This window comes from Sphingomonas trueperi, assembly GCF_011927635.1.
Lineage (GTDB): Bacteria > Pseudomonadota > Alphaproteobacteria > Sphingomonadales > Sphingomonadaceae > Sphingomonas > Sphingomonas trueperi.
Map to the genome: position 1 here is coordinate 457997 of NZ_JAATJB010000002.1, position 17855 is coordinate 475851.

Here is a 17855-nt window from a genome sequence, read left to right on the forward strand (position 1 = left end):
CGCCCCAATTTCCTTGGCCGAAGCCGAGACGCTTAGCGCTTGGAGAACTGGAAGCTGCGGCGGGCCTTCGCCTTGCCGTACTTCTTACGCTCGACGGCGCGGCTGTCGCGGGTCAGGAAGCCGGCCTTCTTCACCGGGGCGCGCAGCACCGGCTCATACTTGGTCAGCGCCTGCGAGATGCCGTGCTTCACGGCACCGGCCTGGCCCGAGAGGCCGCCGCCCTTGACGGTGCAGATCACGTCATACTGGCCCTCACGCTCGGCGACACCGAACGGCTGGTTGATGACGAGACGCAGCGTCGGACGCGCGAAATAGATTTCCTGGTCACGACCGTTGATCGTGATCTTGCCGGTTCCCGGCTTCAGCCACACGCGGGCGACGGCGTCCTTACGACGGCCGGTGGCATAGGCGCGGCCATACTGGTCCAGCTCCTGCGCACGCAGCGGCGTGGTCGGGGCGGCCGGCTCGTCGATCTGGCCGGCGAGATAGGCGTCGGCAGCGGCGGCAGCAGCCGGAGCGGCGGCCTGGCCTTCGGTCGGCGCGGCGGGCTGCTGGCCCAGCGCTGCGCCCAGGTCGGAAAGCGACTGGCGGTTGTCAGACATTATGCACCCACCTTGTTCTTGCGGCTCATGCCGGCGATGTCGAGAACCTCGGGGTTCTGAGCTTCATGCGGATGCTCCGAACCGGCGAAGATGCGCAGGTTGCGCATCTGCTGGCGGCCGAGCGGGCCGCGCGGGATCATGCGCTCCACGGCCTTCTCCAGAACGCGCTCCGGGAAGCGGCCTTCGAGAACCTTGGCGGCGGTGACGCCCTTGATGCCGCCCGCATAGCCGGTGTGCTTGTAGTACACCTTCTGGCCGAGCTTCTTGCCGGTGAAACGGATCTTGTCCGCGTTGATCACGATGACATTGTCACCGCAGTCGACGTGCGGGGTGAAGCTGGTCTTGTGCTTGCCGCGCAGGACGTTCGCGATCACCACCGCTGCACGACCGACGACGAGCCCTTCGGCGTCGACGATGTGCCACTTCTTCTCCACCTCGGCCGGCTTGGCCGACTTGGTGGTCTTCATCAGCGCCTTCATGGCCTGTGACCTTTCGCGTAGGAAATGCATACGCGCCACCGTTGCCGGCAGCGCGATTGATGCCCCTCTGACGATTTGGGGCCTGAAAGTCAAGAAATGCGTGGGTTTGCTGACGGGTAAAATGATACCTGTCGGTTCAGCGTGTCTCGTCGGCGATCCAGCGGGCGACGGCGGCGCCCGCCTCGACCGGCCATTGTTCGATCACCGGCAGGTCATAGTCATGGATCGCGGCGATCCGCTCGCGGAGGCGCAGCGCGAGGGCAGGGCGGGTCTTGAACAGCGCGGGGACTTCCTCGCCACGCTCGATGCCACCCTGCCAGCGATAGATCGAGATGCAGGGCGCGAGGAGGTTGACGCAGGCCGCGAGCTGCTCCGCCAGCACGGTCTCCGCCACGCGCTCGGCATCGGCGCGGCTGGCGAAGGTGACGTAGAGCAGCGCGGTGTCGCTCACCGGGTGCGGCCGACGGCGTGGACGCCCCATACCGTGGCGCACACCAGCAGCGCGCCGACCAGCTGGTGGGTGGCGGCCAGGTGGAGGTTCACCCCGGTCATCACGGTCGCGATGCCGAGCAGGATCTGGATGCCGAACGCCGAGTGGATCGCGATCGAGGCGCGGCGATCACCGGCAGCCTTGGCCTTGCGGGCGAGGACGATTAGGCCGGCGACCACGACCCAGGCCCACCAGCGGTGGATGAAGTGGACGATTGCCGGATCGTAGAGCGCGGCATGGAGCGGGCTCTCGCCGATCTGGGTGACACCGGGGAAGAAATGGTCGTTCATCAGCGGCCACTGGTTGGTGACCAGCCCCGCATCGAGGCCTGCTACCAGCGCCCCGTAGAAGAGCTGGACCGCCAGCAGTACCAGCACGCCCGCGCCGAGCCCGGTCAGTCGGGCAGGGCGCTCGGCATGGTTGGCGGCAAGCGCGCGCAGGTCGAGCATCGTCCAGACGATGCCGCCCAGCGTGAACAGCGCGGTCATCAGGTGGGTCGCCAGCCAGAAATGGCTAACCGAGGTGCGGGTGTGGTTGAGCCCCGACTTCACCATCCACCAGCCGAACGCGCCCTGCAGCCCGCCTAGCGCGAGCAGCGCGACCAGCCGCCAGCCATAGCCCTGCGGGATCTGCTTGCGGACGGCGAACCACAGCAGCGGCAGCGCGAACACCATGCCGATCAGCCGGCCGAGCAGGCGGTGGATATATTCCCAGAAGAAGATGCTCTTGAACCCGCCGAGCGTCATGCCCTGGTTGAGCTGCTCATACTGGCCGATCTGCTTGTAGTGGTCGAACTCGGCCTGCCACTGCGCGTCGTTGAGCGGGGGCACGATGCCGGAGATTGGCTTCCATTCGGTGATCGACAGGCCCGATTCGGTGAGCCGGGTAATGCCCCCGACCACGACCATCGCGACGATCATCGCGGCGACGACGAACAGCCAGTGCGCGAGCGCGCGGGGGCGGGCGGTGAGGGGAAGGATGGTCATTTTCAGCACGTACCGCGATGTACGCGCTCGGGGAAGCGGGCGCTAGCTGCCGGTTTGTGGACTTTCGGGAAGCGCAGGCGGCGTAGGCGGTGCTGCGGGCTGGCGTCTCATCGCGATGTCGATCAGCGTCTCAAGCCGGATCACCCGCTCGCGCGTCTCGATTGAATGGCGGCGGGCTTCCTCGGCGGTGGTCAGCGCCTGCTCGACCTTGTGCTGGAGCAGCGCGACCTGCTGGAGCGCGCGTAGCGCATCGGTCCAGAAGCTCACTGGCGCGCCCAGCCGGAAAGGGCAGTGGACAGCGCATCCCAGTCGATTGAGGTATCGGTCAGCAGCTGTTCGCGGACCTCGGCGCGATACGCCTCCTCGTCGAACGCGGTGGCGGCGGCGCGCGCAGCTTCGAGCTGGGCAAAGGCCGCGTCCGTGCGGGCATTGGCCTGTTCGAGCTGGGCGAGCAGGTCGCGCATCAGCGCCATCTCGGCGTCGGTCGGCTCGGTATAGCGTTCGGCGGCGGTGCGCATGAAGTCGCTGACCGTCATGTCCGCCGCTTCCGCATTGGCGGAAATGCGCCGTTTTTCCTCGGGCGATACCAGCACGACAACGCGGCTGGAGCGAGTCTGGGGAAGCTGCGTAGCCATGTGCATGTACATGGCATGTGCATGTTGGAGATTCAAGGTGGGGCAGGACCCAGATCCTCCCCGGAACGGGGAGGGGGACCATTCGCGCCAGCGAATGGTGGGGGGGGCGCGCCGCAAGGCGCGGATCGCTCTCAGCCTGGGAAACCGCTGCGTGCCGCAGCGGCCCCTCCACCACCGCCTTCGGCGGCGGTTCCCCTCCCCGTTCCGGGGAGGATCTGGCGTCGTTTACGCCCGCACCCCGTCGGCCAGCTCGGCCTCGTTGTAGCGGAGCGCCTTCAGCACCGTGTCGACGATGTTGGCGGCGTTCAGCCCCGCTTCGTCATACTGCTTCTCGGGCTTGTCCTGGTCCTGGAATATGTCCGGCAGGCGCATGGTGCGCAGCTTGAGGCCGGCGTCGATCAGGCCGGTATCGCTGGCGAGCGTCAGCACATGCGCACCGAGGCCGCCGATCGCGCCTTCCTCGATCGTCACCGCCACTTCGTGGGTGGTGAGCAGGCGGCGGATCAGATCCTCGTCGAGCGGTTTGGCGAAGCGCAGGTCGGCGACGGTGGTCGAGAGGCCCTTGGCCTCGAGCGTGTCGGCGGCCTTTAGTGCTTCCGCAAGGCGCGTGCCGAGCGACAGGATCGCTACCTTCTTGCCCTCTCGGACCACGCGACCCTTGCCGATTTCCAGCCGCTCCGGAACCTTGGGCAGCGCCAGTCCGACGCCGTTGCCGCGTGGATAGCGCAGCGCGATCGGGCCGCTGTCGTGCATCGCCGCCGTGTGGGTCATGTGGACGAGCTCGACCTCGTCCGCGGCCGCCATCACCACGAAATTGGGCAGGCTGGCGAGATAGGTCACGTCGAAGCTGCCGGCATGGGTCGCGCCGTCGGCACCGACCAGGCCCGCGCGGTCGATCGCGAAGCGGACCGGCAGGTTCTGGATCGCGACGTCGTGGACGACCTGGTCGTAGGCGCGCTGCAGGAAGGTCGAGTAGATCGCGCAGAACGGCCGCATCCCCTGCGCGGCAAGGCCCGCTGCGAAGGTGACCGCGTGCTGTTCGGCAATGCCCACGTCGAAGGTGCGATCGGGGAACGTCGCCTGGAACTTGTCGAGCCCGGTGCCCGAGGGCATCGCCGCGGTGATCGCGCAGACCGACGCATCACGCTCCGCTTCGGCGAGCAGCGCATCGGCGAACACCTTGGTATAGGCGGGCGGGCCCGGGGGTGCCTTGGCCTGTGCCCCGGTGATCACGTCGAACTTCTGGACGCCGTGATACTTGTCCGCCGCCGCTTCGGCCGGGGCATAGCCCTTGCCCTTCTTGGTCACGACATGGATCAGGATCGGGCCCTGCTCGCTGTCGCGGACATTCTCCAGCACCGGGATCAGATGCTCGAGATTGTGGCCGTCGATCGGGCCGACATAATAGAAGCCAAGTTCCTCGAACAGCGTGCCGCCGGTCGCCATGCCGCGGGCGAATTCCTCCGCCTTGCCGGCTGCCGCGGTGAGGCGGCGCGAAAGCTTGCGGGTGAAGCGCTTGGCGAGCTCGCGCAGGCCGAGATATTCGGACGAGGAAATGAGGCGCGCAAGATAGGCCGAAAGCCCGCCCACCGGCGGGGCGATCGACATGTCGTTGTCGTTGAGGATCACCACCAGCCGGTTGCCGGCGGCCTCGGCGTTGTTCATCGCCTCATAGGCCATGCCCGCGCTCATCGCGCCGTCGCCGATCACCGCGATCGCCTTGCCCGGCGCCTCGTTGAGCTTGTTGGCGATCGCAAAGCCGAGTGCGGCCGAGATCGAGGTCGACGAGTGCGCGGCACCGAACGGATCATACTCGCTCTCGCTGCGCTTGGTGAAGCCGGAGAGGCCTCCACCCTGACGAATCGTGCGGATCCGATCGCGCCGACCGGTGAGGATCTTGTGCGGATAGCATTGGTGCCCGACGTCCCAGATCAGCCGGTCGTCGGGGGTGTTGAATACATAGTGGATCGCCACCGTCAGTTCGACGACGCCCAGGCCGGAGCCTAGATGCCCGCCGGTGGAGCCCACCGCACTGATGGTTTCGGCACGAAGCTCGTCGGCCAGCTGGCGCAGCTGGGCGGGGGCGAGCTTCCGGAGGTCCTGCGGCGTGTCGACCGTGTCGAGCAGCGGCGTCTTGGGTAGGTCAGCCATGGGCTTTGTTAGCGCAACGTTAGTCTCAAGTCGAACGGTCTGTTGGACAGGTCAGTCACACTTGCCGCACTTGCCGCGCACCTCGATCACCGGCCGGACCGGCGAAAAACCGGCGTGCTGGGCTGCGGACCGTACGTTTTTCGTGATCGAATCGTCGTCGATATGCGTGGTCTGGCCGCAGCTGTCGCAGACCAGGAAGATGCAATCATGCAGGCATTCGGGATGTGCATTGGCAACATAGGCGTTCGCGCTTTCCACCCGGCGGGCCAGATTGGAGCCGACGAACAGGTCGAGGATGCGGTAGACGCTGTTGGCCGCGACCCGGCGGCCTTCGGCCTTCGAGACGGCCTCGGCGATGTCATAGGCCGAGGCGGGCTTGTCGAACCCGGCCAGCGCCTCGAACACGCGCTCGCGCATCGCGGTCCACTGCTCGCCGGCCTCTTCCAGCCGGGTGCGGGCCGCCTTGGTGAGATCGGCCCCGTGGTGCTCGTGATGATTGTGCGCGGACATGAAGACGATTTAGGCGTTGCGGCCGCATCCGGCAAGCAGTGGCCGGTCTGGGCTCAATAGGTCGCGCGGCGATTGAGATCGTGGCCGAGCGCGACCAGCGACACGCCGATCAGCGTCCAGATCGTCTCGAACCCGCCATGCGGCAGGCTCAGCGCGCCGCTCATGATGCCGAGCCCGAACGCGCCGACGGCGGCGGGAGCCATATAGCCGTGATGGACGATGCCGCGGCCGAGCGCATAGATGCCGAAGCCGATCGCCAGCACCAGGCCATATTCATGGATATGCGGATCGAGCAGGCCGCCCGCGGTCGACACGATCGTCAGCAGCACGGTGGTCGCGATGCAATGAATCAGGCACAAGCCACTGATCCCGATCGCAACGCGATCGAAGGCGCCATCCAGGCCCGACCACCAGCGGCTCAGGGGGGTACTCAACGACATGGGCGCCATATAGAGCCGCGATGAAGGCGGTACAATATATCATGGCGCAATTTCGGGGTTAATCGACGCGTACATGCGGGTGCCGGACGCGCAATGCGCGCTTAAAGGCGAAGGCTTGCGATTCCGAGCGGTCTGGTCAGGAGCGACATGATGTACCGGGTTGCGATAATTGCAACAACGCATTGCCAGATCTTGTGACACTTTGGTGAAGTGAACGGCGCGTTGCAAGGGTAGGCCGGATGACGCTCTAGGGTACGCCACCCGGCCATGCCCATGCCGAGTATTATAGGTCGTCCTCCCTGTGTTTACCAGTGTGCTTGGGTCGATTTCGCCGCGTTTTGTGCGGAGCTGGCCGGGCGGCTGCCGAGATAATGCGCTTGTGCGGAATCGGTGGCGTTGATCGCGAGCAGCGAGCGCGCCTCCGCCATAGCTTGCACCGATCCGCTGCGCTCGGCGGCGGTATCGAGCAGCCGGTCGAGCAGCAGTTGGCCTTCCTCCCACCAGCCGATTCCGCTGGCGGCATTGAGGTGTCCCTGCGGCCCCGGATCGACGAACAGGCTGCCCCAGCCGCGGGCAAGATCCTCCGCACGTTCGATCGACATCCAGGGGTCGTCGCTGCTCGTCACCACCACGCTGGGGAAGGGGAACAGGGTCGCCGGCGTCGGGCGGAAAGCGTGGAGCTCCGCCGGCGCCGAGTCGCGGTCGACGTCCGCCGGTGCCACCAGCAGCGCGCCGGCGACCGGCGTGCCGAAGGTCTGGCCGGCGAGGGTGGCCCACCAGGCGACCGCCAGACAGCCCAGGCTGTGCGCGGCGAGTACCACCGGCGCCTGTGCCTGGCGGATCGCCTGGTCGAGTTTGGTCACCCAGGCGTTGCGGTGGGGCGTGTCCCACATGCCGAGCTCGACTCGGCGGGTATCGGGGCGGGACTGCTCCCACAGCGTCTGCCAGTGCGACGGCCCGGAGCCGCCGAGGCCGGGGACGGTGAGGATGATCGGCGAGCGATCATCGATCGGCGAAAAGATCGTCATTGCGTTCCTCTCCTTGTGTCCTGGGAGGGGCTGGCCGGACCTTCTCTATAACCCCTACTGGATTGATGGGCGATAAGCCTTGCGTCGAATGGAGGAGCGGTTGCGCCGGGGCGTTGGCCGCGCCTAAAGGGCGGGCATGGCAAAGCTTCGCGCCGATCAACTGCTCGTCGACCGCGGGCTCGCCGAGAGCCGCACGCGGGCGCAGGCGCTCATCATGGCGGGGCTCGTCTTTGCCGGCGAGCGCAAGATCGAGAAGGCGGGCCAGATGCTCGCAGAGGACGCGGCCCTCGAGGTGCGCGGCCGCGACCATCCCTGGGTATCGCGTGGCGGCATCAAGCTCGCCCATGCGCTCGAGCATTTCGGCTGGGACGTGACGGGCGCGGTGGCGATCGACGTCGGTTCCTCGACCGGCGGCTTCACCGACGTGCTGCTGACGAACGGCGCGGCGCGGATCTATGCGGTGGACAGCGGCACCAACCAGCTCGCCTGGAAGCTGCGGCAGGACGCGCGGGTGGTGGTCTACGAGCAGACCAGTGCGCGCATCCTCACGCCAGCGCACATCCCCGAACCGATCGACTTGGTAGTCTGCGACGCGAGCTTCATCGGGCTTTCGAAGGTGCTAGACGTGCCTTTGGGCTTTACCCGGCCCGGCGCGCGGCTGGCGGCGCTGATCAAGCCGCAGTTCGAGGCGGGGCGCGAGGAAGTCGGCAAGGGCGGGGTGGTCCGCGATCCGGCCGTGCACGATCGGGTGTGTGCCGAAGTGGCCGCTTGGCTGGAAGGCAAGGGCTGGCAGGTGCTGGGCGTGACGCGCAGCCCGATCACCGGGCCTGAGGGCAATGTGGAGTTTCTGATCGGCGCGGTGCGAGCTGCAGGCTAAAGCCACTGCCACAACGGGTTTTTGGGATCGGCCAGCAGCTTGATCGTCAGCGCGAACGACATCACCACCAGCAGCGGCCGCACGCCCTTCCCGCCGAAGCGGATGGCACACCAAGCGCCGAGCTGGTTGCCGCACACATTCGCCGCAGCCATGCCGATGCCGAGCAGCCAGAGCACCTTGCCTCCGGCAATCATTGCCAGCAGCCCGGCCAGGTTGGTCGCGAGGTTGAGGAACTTGGTGTTGGCAATGGCGCGCACCAGCCCGAGGCCGCCCAGCGCGACCAGCGCCATCGTCAGGAACGATCCCGTGCCTGGGCCAAAGAACCCGTCGTAAAAGCCGATCGCGGCGCATACGGCAGCCAGACCCCAGCGGCCGAGACGCGCATGCCGGTCGGCCTCGCTCATCTTCGGCGCCAGCAGGAAATAGAAGCCCATCGAGATCAGCAATACGGGCACGAAAGCGGCCAGAAAGCCGGGGTCGATCCGTTGAACCGCTGTTGCTCCCAGAGCGGAGCCGACAAAGGCACCGCATGCGGGTATCGCAAAGCCGCGAATGTCAACGCGGCCGGCGCGCAAATAGGCGAGCACGGCCGATCCGGTGCCGATCATGCTCTGCAGTTTGTTCGTCGCTAGCGCGGCGACCGGCGGCACTCCGGCCGTCAACAGCGCGGGGATCGTCAGCAGCCCGCCGCCGCCAGCCATCGCATCCACGCAACCAGCCAGGAAGGCGACAAAGAGCAGGAAGGCGAGCGCATCGACGGTCAGGTGCATGGCCCCGGCTAGACGAAGGCGGGGGCGGCTGACAATCGTTCGAGCGAACGAGGGGCGCATCCAGACCGGGGACAACCAAAGGCCGGCGCCTTCTCATTCGCGTTCCGATCGCCTAGGGCTGGCGAACAAGGGCCGGGCGCCCGTGCATTGGGGAGACGCGCATGAACGCACTGGCATCGAAGGCGCAACTGCGGCGCGGTTTCTGGCGGCGCGCGTTGGTGACGGTGCCGCTCGTGGTGCTGCTCGGCTTCGGATCGGCGATGGTCGCGCCCGCCGGCGACGAGAACCCCTGGTTCATGGCGCTCGCCAAGCCCGCAATCCAGCCGCCCAACATCGCCTTTCCGGTCGTCTGGACCATCCTCTACGTGCTGATGGGGCTCGCCCTGGCACTGGTGCTGAGCGCGCGCGGGGCGCGGGGGCGGGCGGCGGCGGTGGTGCTGTTCGTCCTCCAGCTTGGCGTCAACCTCGCCTGGTCGCCGATCTTCTTCCGCTTCCATATGCTCGACCTCGCGTTGATCGTGATCGTCGCGCTGGCGGTGCTCGTCGCGGTGACGATGGTCGCCTTCTGGCGCGTCCGCACGCTCGCCGGGCTGATGCTGCTGCCCTATCTGGCGTGGGTGTGCTTCGCGAGCGTGCTGTTCTCGCAGGTCCGCGATCTCAATCCCGATGCAGAAAAGATTGCGTCGGCGGCGTCGAACGCCCACATCCACCTCGAAACGCTTTGAGTGGGGTTTTTGACATGCAGACCGACAACCGCCTGTTCGACGATCTGGTGAAGATGGTGAACGGCGCCGCCGGCACCTTCGCCGGGGTGGCGCGCGAAGCCGAGGCCGGCGCCCGCGAGCGCGCCCGCGAATGGATCGGCGGGCTCGACTTCGTCAGCCGCGACGAGTTCGAGGCCGTGAAGGCGATGGCCGTCGCCGCGCGCGACGAGGCCGATGCGCTGAAGGCGCGCCTCGATGCGCTGGAGGCCAAGCTGAATCCGCAAGGGAATGCGTGACGCTGGCCGAGACTTCCTTGTCCACAGCTTTCGGCGGCGGGGCGCAGGCGCAAGCTTGTGCCCCGTCCGCGCGCTTGGCACTAGCGGGCATGGCTACACGACCGGGGGCTGAATGGGCATGCTAGACGAGGCGGAATTCGACCGCGACGCGGCCGCGCCCATCGACATGCTCGAGACCTATTTCGCCGCCCATGGCTGGACCCATGAGCGCGAGGACGACGAGATCGTCGCCAAGGTGAAGGGCAGCTGGACCCAGTACGAGCTCCGCGCGATCTGGCGCGAGGATGACGGCGTGCTGCAGTTCATGGGCTTCCCCGACGTGCGCGTCCCCGAGGAGCGGCGCGGGCTGGTCTACGAGACGATCGGGCTGGTCAACGAGCAGCTGTGGATCGGCCATTTCGAGCTCTGGTCGTCGACCGGCATCCTGCTGTTCCGCCACGCCGCGCTGATCGACGGCGACGAGGGCGCGTCGCTGACGCTCGCCCAGGCCGAGCTGCTGGTGGAAAGCGCGATCGACGAGTGCGAGCGCTTCTACCCCGTCTTCCAGTTCGTGCTGTGGGGCGGCAAGACGCCGAGCGAGGCGATCGCCGCGGCGCTGATCGAGACCCAGGGCGAAGCCTGACATGGCGCTGCTGGATCGGATCTGGCTGGTCGGTGCCGGCAACATGGGCGGGGCGATGCTCCGCCGCTGGGCAGGGGCGGGGATCGACGCGTCCGCGATCACCGTCATCGATCCGGGCAGCCCGGCCATTCCCGAGGGCGTGCGGCATGTGACCGCGCCGCCCGAGGGCGAGCGGCCGACCGCACTGGTGCTGGCGGTGAAGCCGCAGCAGCTCCACAATGTCGCGCCGGTACTCGCGCCGTTCGTCGCGGGCGTGCCGCTGCTGGTGTCCATCCTGGCGGGGGTTGAAGTTGCGACGCTGGCGGATGCGCTCGGCGCAAAGACCGTGGTGCGTGCGATGCCCAACCTCCCGGTCGCGATCGGCAAGGGTGTCGTCGGCCTCACCACCCCGAGCGACGATGCGGAGGCACGCGTTGCCGCCGAGACGCTGATGCAGCCGCTCGGGCTGGTCGAATGGGTGCCGAGCGAGACGATGCTCGATGCACTGACCGCGCTCGCGGGTTGCGGCCCGGGCTTCGTCTTCCGCTTCGTTGATGCGCTGGCGGAGGCGGGGGCCGCGCTTGGCCTGCCTGCGGGCCAGGCGCAGCGGCTGGCGCTCGCTACCGTCGAGGGTTCAGGCCTGATGGCCGCGGCTGCCAGCGAAAGCCCGGCGGTGCTGGCGGACCGTGTCGCCAGTCCCGGCGGCTCGACCCGCGAAGGGCTGAACGTGCTCGATCGCGACGAGGCGCTGAAGACGCTGCTGCGCGATACGCTGGCGGCTTCGGCTCGCCGCAACGCCGAGATGGCCGCCGAAGCGCGCAAATAGCGCGGTACGCGACGGAACGCCTGGTATGCCGGATGGTTAACCTCCCGATCCCACGTATCGACGGAGGCTATCATGGCTACCACGACCGAATCGAAGCGTAACACCAAGACCAACGCGAACAACACCGCCAAGACCAGCAGCAACGGCGCCAGCCTGGGCGTGATCGCCGGCGCGGCGGCGGGCGGGGCGGCGCTGGGCCTGCTCGCGATGCTCGGTCGCAAGGCGGCGGTGCAGGCGCCGAGCGCGCTCGCCGGCAACTGGGACGATGCATTGAAGGCCGAGCACAAGGCAGTGCTCAAGGTGTTCGACACGCTCGAAGCCACCGACGACAAGGCGACGATCCGCCGCAACATGCTGCTCGCGCACATCAAGCATGCGCTGGTGAAGCATGCGATCGAGGAAGAGAATGTCATCTACCCGGCGCTCCGCGAGGCGGGCAAGACCGAGCAGGCCGACGAGCTCAACGCCGAACATGGCTATGTGAAGCAGTTCCTCTACGAGCTCGAGAACATGCCGAGCACCTCGCCCAAGTGGCTGGAGAAGGTGAAGGAATTCCGCGCCGCGCTGGAAAAGCACATCCGCGAGGAAGAGGATACGCTGTTCCCCGAGCTCCGCGCCCAGCTGAGCGAGGAAAAGAACAAGGCGCTTACCCTTGCGATGAACAAGGAAGGCTTCAAGGTCGCCTGAACAAGGGCGGCGTCGGGCGCGCTCAGCGCCCCAGCGTCGCTACCCGGCCGCGCTCGTCCTCGGGCATCAGCCCTTCGAGCACGGCCCAGAATCCCCCGACGGCTCCCTGGCCGGCGCTCGAATAGGCGCCGGCCATTTTTTCGCGCAGCGCCTCGAACAGTTCGGACTCGAGCTTGGCGCCCGCGTCGGTGAGCCGCAGCAGCCGCTGCCGCCGGTCGCGCGTGCCCGCCCGCGTCTCGACCAGCCCGCGCTCGGCCAGTTCCCCCAGCACCCGGCCCAGCGACTGTTTGGTGATCGCCAGCAGCGAGAGCAGCTCGCTCACCGTCAGGTCGGGCTTGCGGGCGATGAAATAGAGCGCGCGGTGGTGCGCCCGGCCCAGCCCCTGGCGCGCCAGCCCGTCGTCGATCGAGCGGGTGAGGTGCGAATAGCCGAAATAGAGCAGCTCGATGCCGCGCCGGATTTCGGGCTCGCGCAGGAAGAGGGGAGAGGCAGGAATTGGGGCAGCCATGTTGACCGTTTCTGCCACCGCGCCTAGTCCTGCGCAACCCGAGCCTCTGGGGACGAGAAAGACCGAGTGATGGAAGACGCGACGATCCTGGATTTCGAATTCGAAGCCCACACCAACCCGCGCACCCGCGACGAGCGCGCGACGATCCTCGCGAACCCCGGCTTCGGCAAGGTATTTACCGATCACATGGCGGTGATCCGCTATTCGGCCGACAAGGGCTGGCACGATGCACGCATCCAGCCCTATGCGCCGCTCCAGATCGATCCCGCCTGCGCGGTGCTCCATTATGCGCAGGAGATTTTCGAGGGGCTCAAGGCCTATCGCCTGCCCGATGGCGGCGCGGGGCTGTTCCGCCCGGGCGAGAATGCCCGCCGCTTCCGCGAATCCGCCGAGCGCATGGCGATGGCGCCGCTGCCGGAGGACCTGTTCCTCGCCTCGATCCGCGCAATGGTGAAGGCCGATCGCGACTGGATTCCGGAGGGCGAGGGCGCCTCGCTGTACCTCCGCCCCTTCATGTTCGCGAGCGAGACCTTCCTGGGCGTGAAGCCGGCGAGCGAATATCTCTACCTCGTCATCGCCTCGCCCGCGGGTGCCTATTTCAAGGGCGGCGCGCCCTCGGTGACGCTGTGGGTGTCCGATCACTATACCCGCGCTGCGCCGGGCGGCACGGGCGCGGCCAAGTGCGGCGGCAACTATGCCGCCAGCCTGGTCGCCCAGGCCGAGGCGATCCGCCAGGGCTGCGACCAGGTGGTGTTCCTCGACGCGGTCGAGAACCGCTATGTCGAGGAGTTGGGCGGCATGAACGTGTTCTTCGTGTTCGACGACGGGACCATCGCCACGCCGCCGCTCTCGGGCACGATCCTGCCGGGCATCACCCGCGAATCGCTGATCACGCTGGCGCGCGGCGCGGGCGTCGAGGTGCGCGAGGAGCGCTATTCGATCGACCAGTGGCGCGAGGACGCCAAGAGCGGCCGCCTGCGCGAAGCCTTCGCCTGCGGCACCGCCGCGGTGGTAACGCCGATCGGCGCGGTGCGTGGGCAAGGCTTCGAGTTCCAGATCGGCAATGGCGGCCCGGGCCTGCTCACCGAGAAGCTGCGCGAGCAATTGGTGGGAATCCAGCGCGGGGTCGCACCGGACCCGCATGGGTGGCTTGAACGTCTGTTCTGAGGCTCTATAAGCCCGCTTCCCGTTGGGGCGTCGCCAAGTGGTAAGGCAACGGTTTTTGGTACCGTCATTCGGAGGTTCGAATCCTCCCGCCCCAGCCAGGTTCTAGAAATTCCCAGCCATAACGGAGCGCGCCACCCGGGCGCGCTCCTTCGGTTCATCCCCGCAGCTGCTTCACCGCATGGTCCGCAGCGCGCATGGTCAGGGCCATGAAGGTCAGCGACGGGTTGACGCACGAGGCCGAGGCCATCTGCGCGCCGTCGGTGACGTAGAGGTTCGGCGCGTCGTGCGCCTGGCTGAAGCCGTTGAGTACCGAATTGCGCGGATCGCTGCCCATGCGCGCGCCGCCCATTTCGTGGATGGCGTCGCCGGGGACGTGCTCGCCTTCGTTGCTCCGCACATTCTGCAGCCCCGCGGCGCGGAGCATCGCTTCGCCCTGCACCTTGGCGTCGGCGATCAGCTTGAGCTCGTTCTCGCGGAAGGTCACGTCGAAGCGCATCAGCGGCACCCCGAAGCGATCCACCTTGCTGGGGTGGAGCGAGACGCGATTGTCCTTATAGGGCAGGCACTCGCCGAACGCGCCCATGCTGAACCGCCAGGGGCCATAGCGGCGCATGCCGTGCTTCATCTCGGCGCCGAAGCCCACCGGACCTGCCGGCTGGCGCCAGGCGCTGCCCTGATAGCCATAGCCGCGCTTGAAGCCCACGCCTTCCTCGCCGCCGATGTTGCGGAAGCGGGGAATGTAGACGCCGCCCGGCCGCCGGCCATATTCGATGAAGTCGGTCATGCCCGGGATCTCGCCGTCGATGCCGACGCGGAAGATATGGTCCATCACATAGCGGCCCAGCGTGCCGCTGCTGTCGAAATGGCTGCGCTCGCTGCCCGGTGCGCGCGAGTTGAGCAGGATCTGGTTCGATCCCATCGCCGAGGCGCAGAGGAACACCAGGTCGGCGTTCACCACCTGTGCCTGACCCGTCTTGGCATCGACATAGCGCACGCCGGTGACGCGCTTCTTTGCCGCGTCATATTCGATATTGGTCACCACCGCGTCCGATTGGAGCGTCAGCTTGCCCGTGGCGCGGGCAGCGGGGAGGGTGACTGCCTGGGTCGAGAAATAGGCGCCGAACGAACAGCCATTGCCGCACTGGTTGCGGAACTGGCACTTGGTGCGGCCTTGGTCGGGCTTGTCCTCGGTCATGTTCGAGAGGCGGGTGTTGATCAGCTTGCGGCCGGGGAACTTGGACTCCAGCCGTTCCTTCAGCCACTTCTCGGCGACGTTCATCGGCATCGGCGGCTGAAAGTTGCTGTCCGGCAGATAGGGCAGGTTCTCGCGCGAGCCCGAGACGCCGATATAATCCTCTACTTTGGCATACCAGGGGGCGATGTCGTCATAGCCGATCGGCCAGGCGCCATCCACGCCCTCGCGCTTGTTCGCCTCGAAATCCTCCGGCGCCCAGCGGAAGCTCCAGCGGCCCCAGATCAGCGACTTGCCGCCCACCGCACCGGGGCGGATCCAGTAGAATTTGCTGCCCTCGTCGAACGCATAGGGGTTCATGCGGTCGTTGTTGTAGAAGCCCATGTTGCTGGGCTGCACATAGCCGCGCTTGGCGATGAAATAATCGCGCTCCTGCAGCGGCTTGGGCATGATGTTGTGCGCGGGCACCTCATAGGCGGGCTTGCCGTCGTACGGATAGTCCTCGCCATGCTCGACCATGCGGCCCCGATCTAGCATCAGCACGCGGAGGCCCTTCTCGGTGAGTTCCTTGGCGGCAAAGCCGCCGCTCACGCCCGAGCCGATGACGATTGCATCGAACCTGTTGGTTGCAGCCATTATATGTCCCTCTCCCAGGGCGTGTTGTTGGTTAGAAGCGCAGCGCTTGCAGCGTCTTGAAGCTGGTGGTGATGTCCGGAAGATAGGGCGCAGGGGCCTGATCATTCTCGACATAGAAGTGGCGGACATGCGCGCTCGACGGACGCTTGAACAACGCCGCGAAGTCGATCGTGCCGGTGCCGACCGCAGACATGCTGCCATCGGCGCGCATGTCCTTGACGTGGTACGAATAGAGCCGCTTGTTCAGCCGGTCGATCAGCGCGCCCAGATCCTGGCCCGCGCGCTTGGCCCAGTAGAGGTCGAGCTCGACCTTCACCAGCGCGGGATCGGTCGCCTTAAGCAGCCGGTCATAGAGGCTGACGCCGCCGGGCTTGTTGGTGAACTCGAAGTCGTGGTTGTGATAGGCGAAGTCGAAGCCCGCCTTCTTCAGGTCGCGGGCGAACTTGTTGAAGTTCGGCAGCGCCGCGTTCCAGCCCGCCTCGGTGCGGTGCTCGTCGGTCATATAGGGCAGCACTACGGTCTTGGCGCCGAGGGTGCGGGCCATCGCCACCGACTTGTCGAACTGGCCGAGCAGCGCGTCATAGCCGATGTGGAGCGACGGGCAGCGCAGGCCGGCCTTGTCCATGGTGGCGCGGAGCATCGCCGGATCCATGCTGTCATAGCCGCCACCGCCGAACTCGATCTCGCGATAGCCGATCTTCGCGATCGCCTGCAGCGTGCCGACCGGATCCTTCTGGAAGATGTCGCGGACGGTGTAGAGCTGGATGCCCACCGCTGGGATCTGCGCGGCGAAAGCCTGCGGAATGAGGCGATCGAAAAGCGCGAGGGCGGTGACGCCGCCCGCACCGGCGAGCAGGGTACGACGAGTGATCATCATGCGCTGTACACCTTGTTGACCTGAGCATAGGGGAAGGCGCCGTTATATTCGCCCGGCACCGGCAGATATTCGCGTTCCTGGGTGATGCCGATCTCCGAGGTGTAGTACCCGGTGATCACCAGCTGGCGGAACGCCTCGAAGAAGGTCTTGCCGCCCGCGATCTGGCCGTTCATCGCCAGGGTGAGCAGCGCGTCCTGCTGCGCCGGCGTCGCCTTGGCGGCGGCGACCTTATAGTCCTGCTGGGACCGCGCCTCGATCGCATCCAGCCCGGCGACGATCGGCACGCGGTCCTCCGGCATCGCCCAGTCGGCGAGCAGCTTCTCGATGAAGGCGGGCACGCCCGCGGCGATGGCGCCCGGCGTGTCGGTGGTGGGGATCACCCGCTCGCTGAGCGCGGTCATCAGCGCGCGCTGGGCGGGGGTGAACACCGCGACGCTGGGCGGCCCCTCCGGGATCATCTGCGTCGCGGTCATCTGCGCGGCGCGGGCGATGGGGGCAAACACGCCCGCCCCGAACAGGGCGAGGACACCGGTCAGCGCGGCGCGACGGTCGATGTTCATTTGCGGTCTCCCGGAAGGTCCTGCGCGATCGCCGTTTCGGGCAGTGGGCGCACCCAGATGTTGCGGAACGACACCGGCGAGTCATGGTCCTGCAGCTGGATCGGCAGGGCATCGGCATGCGCGGTATATTCGGCGATGTGGCGCCAGTTGGTGGTGCCGAGCATCGCCTGGTGGTTCTGCACCAGCACGCCGTTGAGGAAGGCGGTGATATAGGCCGGGCGCAGCAGCTTGCCGTCGGCGGCGAAGCGGGGGCGCTCGAAGACGATGTCGTAGCTCTGCCACTCACCGGGCTTGCGCGACGGGTTCACCAGCGGCGGCTTCCAGCCATAGACGCCGCCCACCGTGCCATCGGCATAGGTGGGATTCTGATAGCCGTCGAGGATCTGGATCTCGTAGCGCTGCATGAACCAGATGCCGCTATTGCCGCGATCCTGCGAGCTCTTGGTCGGCGGATTGGGCGAGCGGAACTCGAGGTGGAGCTGGACGTCGCCGAAATTCTGCTTGGTGATCAGCGCATTCTCGCCGCCGCTGCTCGCGCGGGTGGGCACGGTGAGCACGCCGTTCGCCACCGGCCAGAGCTTGCGCTGCGCGGTCCAGGCATCGAGCGAGCGGCCGTCGAACAATATGATCGCATCCGAGGGCGCGCCGCCGGGCTGCGCCGCAGGGGTGACGACGGTCGGGTAGGGGCGGTCCGAATCATGGACGTGCCAGTTGCCGCCGCCCGGCAGGATCGGGGTGTCCTTGAACCCCGGCTTGTCCTGTGCCGCGGCGGGCGTCGCGGCAAGCACCGCCAGACCCGCGAGCAGCACGCTTGTGCGTCTCGACATGCTTCT

The 17855-nt window shown here is 67.0% G+C and carries 23 protein-coding genes and 1 tRNA gene; 8 read left to right on the plus strand and 16 right to left on the minus strand.

Going from position 1 to position 17855, the window contains the following annotated elements:
- Positions 1–32 precede the first annotated feature (32 nt).
- The 10 genes from rpsI to GGR89_RS05585 all read right to left on the minus strand — a co-directional run bounded on the left by rpsI (position 33) and on the right by GGR89_RS05585 (position 7321).
- Positions 33–602 (minus strand): 30S ribosomal protein S9, encoded by a 570-nt coding sequence (gene rpsI / locus GGR89_RS05540; RefSeq protein WP_064310032.1) that lies wholly within the window; start codon positions 600–602, stop codon positions 33–35.
- Positions 602–1081 (minus strand): 50S ribosomal protein L13, encoded by a 480-nt coding sequence (gene rplM / locus GGR89_RS05545; protein ID WP_084253420.1) that lies wholly within the window; start codon positions 1079–1081, stop codon positions 602–604. The genes rpsI and rplM overlap by 1 nt, the downstream gene beginning before the upstream one ends.
- 136 nt (positions 1082–1217) lie before the next feature.
- Positions 1218–1532 carry a divalent-cation tolerance protein CutA gene (cutA, locus tag GGR89_RS05550; protein WP_125972673.1) on the minus strand — a complete coding sequence of 105 codons (315 nt, stop codon included), beginning with the start codon at positions 1530–1532 and terminating at the stop codon, positions 1218–1220.
- Positions 1529–2557 (minus strand): COX15/CtaA family protein, encoded by a 1029-nt coding sequence (locus GGR89_RS05555; RefSeq protein WP_125972671.1) that lies wholly within the window; start codon positions 2555–2557, stop codon positions 1529–1531. Before GGR89_RS05555 ends, cutA begins: the two co-directional genes overlap by 4 nt.
- A 42-nt stretch (positions 2558–2599) precedes the next feature.
- Positions 2600–2824: a hypothetical protein gene (locus GGR89_RS05560; RefSeq protein WP_125972669.1), complete on the minus strand. Its 225-nt coding sequence runs from the start codon at positions 2822–2824 to the stop codon at positions 2600–2602.
- Positions 2821–3192 (minus strand): plasmid mobilization protein, encoded by a 372-nt coding sequence (locus tag GGR89_RS05565; RefSeq protein ID WP_125972667.1) that lies wholly within the window; start codon positions 3190–3192, stop codon positions 2821–2823. Before GGR89_RS05565 ends, GGR89_RS05560 begins: the two co-directional genes overlap by 4 nt.
- Before the next feature lie 225 nt (positions 3193–3417).
- Positions 3418–5343: a 1-deoxy-D-xylulose-5-phosphate synthase gene (gene dxs / locus GGR89_RS05570; RefSeq protein WP_125972665.1), complete on the minus strand. Its 1926-nt coding sequence runs from the start codon at positions 5341–5343 to the stop codon at positions 3418–3420.
- A 51-nt stretch (positions 5344–5394) separates the two neighbouring features.
- Positions 5395–5853, minus strand: coding sequence for a Fur family transcriptional regulator (locus GGR89_RS05575; RefSeq protein WP_121075235.1), 459 nt, complete (start codon positions 5851–5853; stop codon positions 5395–5397).
- A gap of 53 nt (positions 5854–5906) precedes the next feature.
- On the minus strand, positions 5907–6293 hold the full coding sequence (locus GGR89_RS05580; RefSeq protein ID WP_241217802.1) for a MerC domain-containing protein: 387 nt from the start codon (positions 6291–6293) through the stop codon (positions 5907–5909).
- A 305-nt stretch (positions 6294–6598) separates the two neighbouring features.
- Positions 6599–7321: an RBBP9/YdeN family alpha/beta hydrolase gene (locus tag GGR89_RS05585; protein WP_125972661.1), complete on the minus strand. Its 723-nt coding sequence runs from the start codon at positions 7319–7321 to the stop codon at positions 6599–6601.
- Positions 7322–7457: 136 nt separating this feature from the next.
- Here GGR89_RS05585 and GGR89_RS05590 point away from each other — a divergent pair, with 136 nt between their 5' ends.
- Positions 7458–8198 (plus strand): TlyA family RNA methyltransferase, encoded by a 741-nt coding sequence (locus GGR89_RS05590; protein WP_125972660.1) that lies wholly within the window; start codon positions 7458–7460, stop codon positions 8196–8198.
- On the opposite strand, the gene GGR89_RS05595 is transcribed toward GGR89_RS05590, so the two are convergent.
- On the minus strand, positions 8195–8968 hold the full coding sequence (locus tag GGR89_RS05595; RefSeq protein ID WP_125972658.1) for a TSUP family transporter: 774 nt from the start codon (positions 8966–8968) through the stop codon (positions 8195–8197). The genes GGR89_RS05590 and GGR89_RS05595 overlap by 4 nt on opposite strands.
- Positions 8969–9129: 161 nt before the next feature.
- On the opposite strand from GGR89_RS05595, the gene GGR89_RS05600 reads away from it, so the two are divergent.
- The 5 genes from GGR89_RS05600 to GGR89_RS05620 all read left to right on the plus strand — a co-directional run bounded on the left by GGR89_RS05600 (position 9130) and on the right by GGR89_RS05620 (position 12082).
- Entirely contained in the window at positions 9130–9693 is a 564-nt protein-coding gene (locus tag GGR89_RS05600; RefSeq protein ID WP_125972656.1) for a TspO/MBR family protein, read from the plus strand.
- 14 nt (positions 9694–9707) lie between these two features.
- The gene (locus GGR89_RS05605; protein WP_125972654.1) at positions 9708–9968 is read left to right on the plus strand and encodes an accessory factor UbiK family protein; all 261 of its coding nucleotides are present in this window, start codon (positions 9708–9710) and stop codon (positions 9966–9968) included.
- A 112-nt stretch (positions 9969–10080) separates the two neighbouring features.
- Complete coding sequence (locus GGR89_RS05610) at positions 10081–10590, plus strand: type III secretion system chaperone family protein (protein ID WP_010544228.1); 510 nt, start codon at positions 10081–10083, stop codon at positions 10588–10590.
- A 1-nt stretch (position 10591) separates the two neighbouring features.
- On the plus strand, positions 10592–11395 hold the full coding sequence (gene proC / locus GGR89_RS05615; protein ID WP_125972652.1) for a pyrroline-5-carboxylate reductase: 804 nt from the start codon (positions 10592–10594) through the stop codon (positions 11393–11395).
- 72 nt (positions 11396–11467) lie between these two features.
- Complete coding sequence (locus GGR89_RS05620; RefSeq protein ID WP_125972650.1) at positions 11468–12082, plus strand: hemerythrin domain-containing protein; 615 nt, start codon at positions 11468–11470, stop codon at positions 12080–12082.
- A gap of 22 nt (positions 12083–12104) precedes the next feature.
- On the opposite strand, the gene GGR89_RS05625 is transcribed toward GGR89_RS05620, so the two are convergent.
- Positions 12105–12590 carry a MarR family transcriptional regulator gene (locus GGR89_RS05625; RefSeq protein WP_125972648.1) on the minus strand — a complete coding sequence of 162 codons (486 nt, stop codon included), beginning with the start codon at positions 12588–12590 and terminating at the stop codon, positions 12105–12107.
- Positions 12591–12659: 69 nt separating this feature from the next.
- Here GGR89_RS05625 and GGR89_RS05630 point away from each other — a divergent pair, with 69 nt between their 5' ends.
- Positions 12660–13757: a branched-chain amino acid aminotransferase gene (locus GGR89_RS05630; protein ID WP_125972646.1), complete on the plus strand. Its 1098-nt coding sequence runs from the start codon at positions 12660–12662 to the stop codon at positions 13755–13757.
- A 23-nt stretch (positions 13758–13780) separates the two neighbouring features.
- Positions 13781–13855, plus strand: a tRNA-Gln gene (locus GGR89_RS05635).
- Positions 13856–13911: 56 nt separating this feature from the next.
- Here the strand turns inward: GGR89_RS05635 and GGR89_RS05640 are convergent.
- From GGR89_RS05640 to GGR89_RS05655, 4 genes are read right to left on the minus strand one after another with little or no spacing between them, the layout of a single operon-like run.
- The gene (locus tag GGR89_RS05640; RefSeq protein ID WP_125972644.1) at positions 13912–15585 is read right to left on the minus strand and encodes a GMC family oxidoreductase; all 1674 of its coding nucleotides are present in this window, start codon (positions 15583–15585) and stop codon (positions 13912–13914) included.
- Between the two features lie 31 nt (positions 15586–15616).
- Positions 15617–16462: a sugar phosphate isomerase/epimerase family protein gene (locus GGR89_RS05645; RefSeq protein ID WP_125972642.1), complete on the minus strand. Its 846-nt coding sequence runs from the start codon at positions 16460–16462 to the stop codon at positions 15617–15619.
- Positions 16459–17022, minus strand: a complete 564-nt coding sequence (locus tag GGR89_RS05650) for a gluconate 2-dehydrogenase subunit 3 family protein (RefSeq protein WP_125972640.1) — start codon at positions 17020–17022, stop codon at positions 16459–16461. The genes GGR89_RS05645 and GGR89_RS05650 overlap by 4 nt, the downstream gene beginning before the upstream one ends.
- Positions 17019–17849, minus strand: a complete 831-nt coding sequence (locus GGR89_RS05655; protein ID WP_125972638.1) for a 3-keto-disaccharide hydrolase — start codon at positions 17847–17849, stop codon at positions 17019–17021. Before GGR89_RS05655 ends, GGR89_RS05650 begins: the two co-directional genes overlap by 4 nt.
- Between the last annotated feature and the right edge of the window lie 6 nt (positions 17850–17855).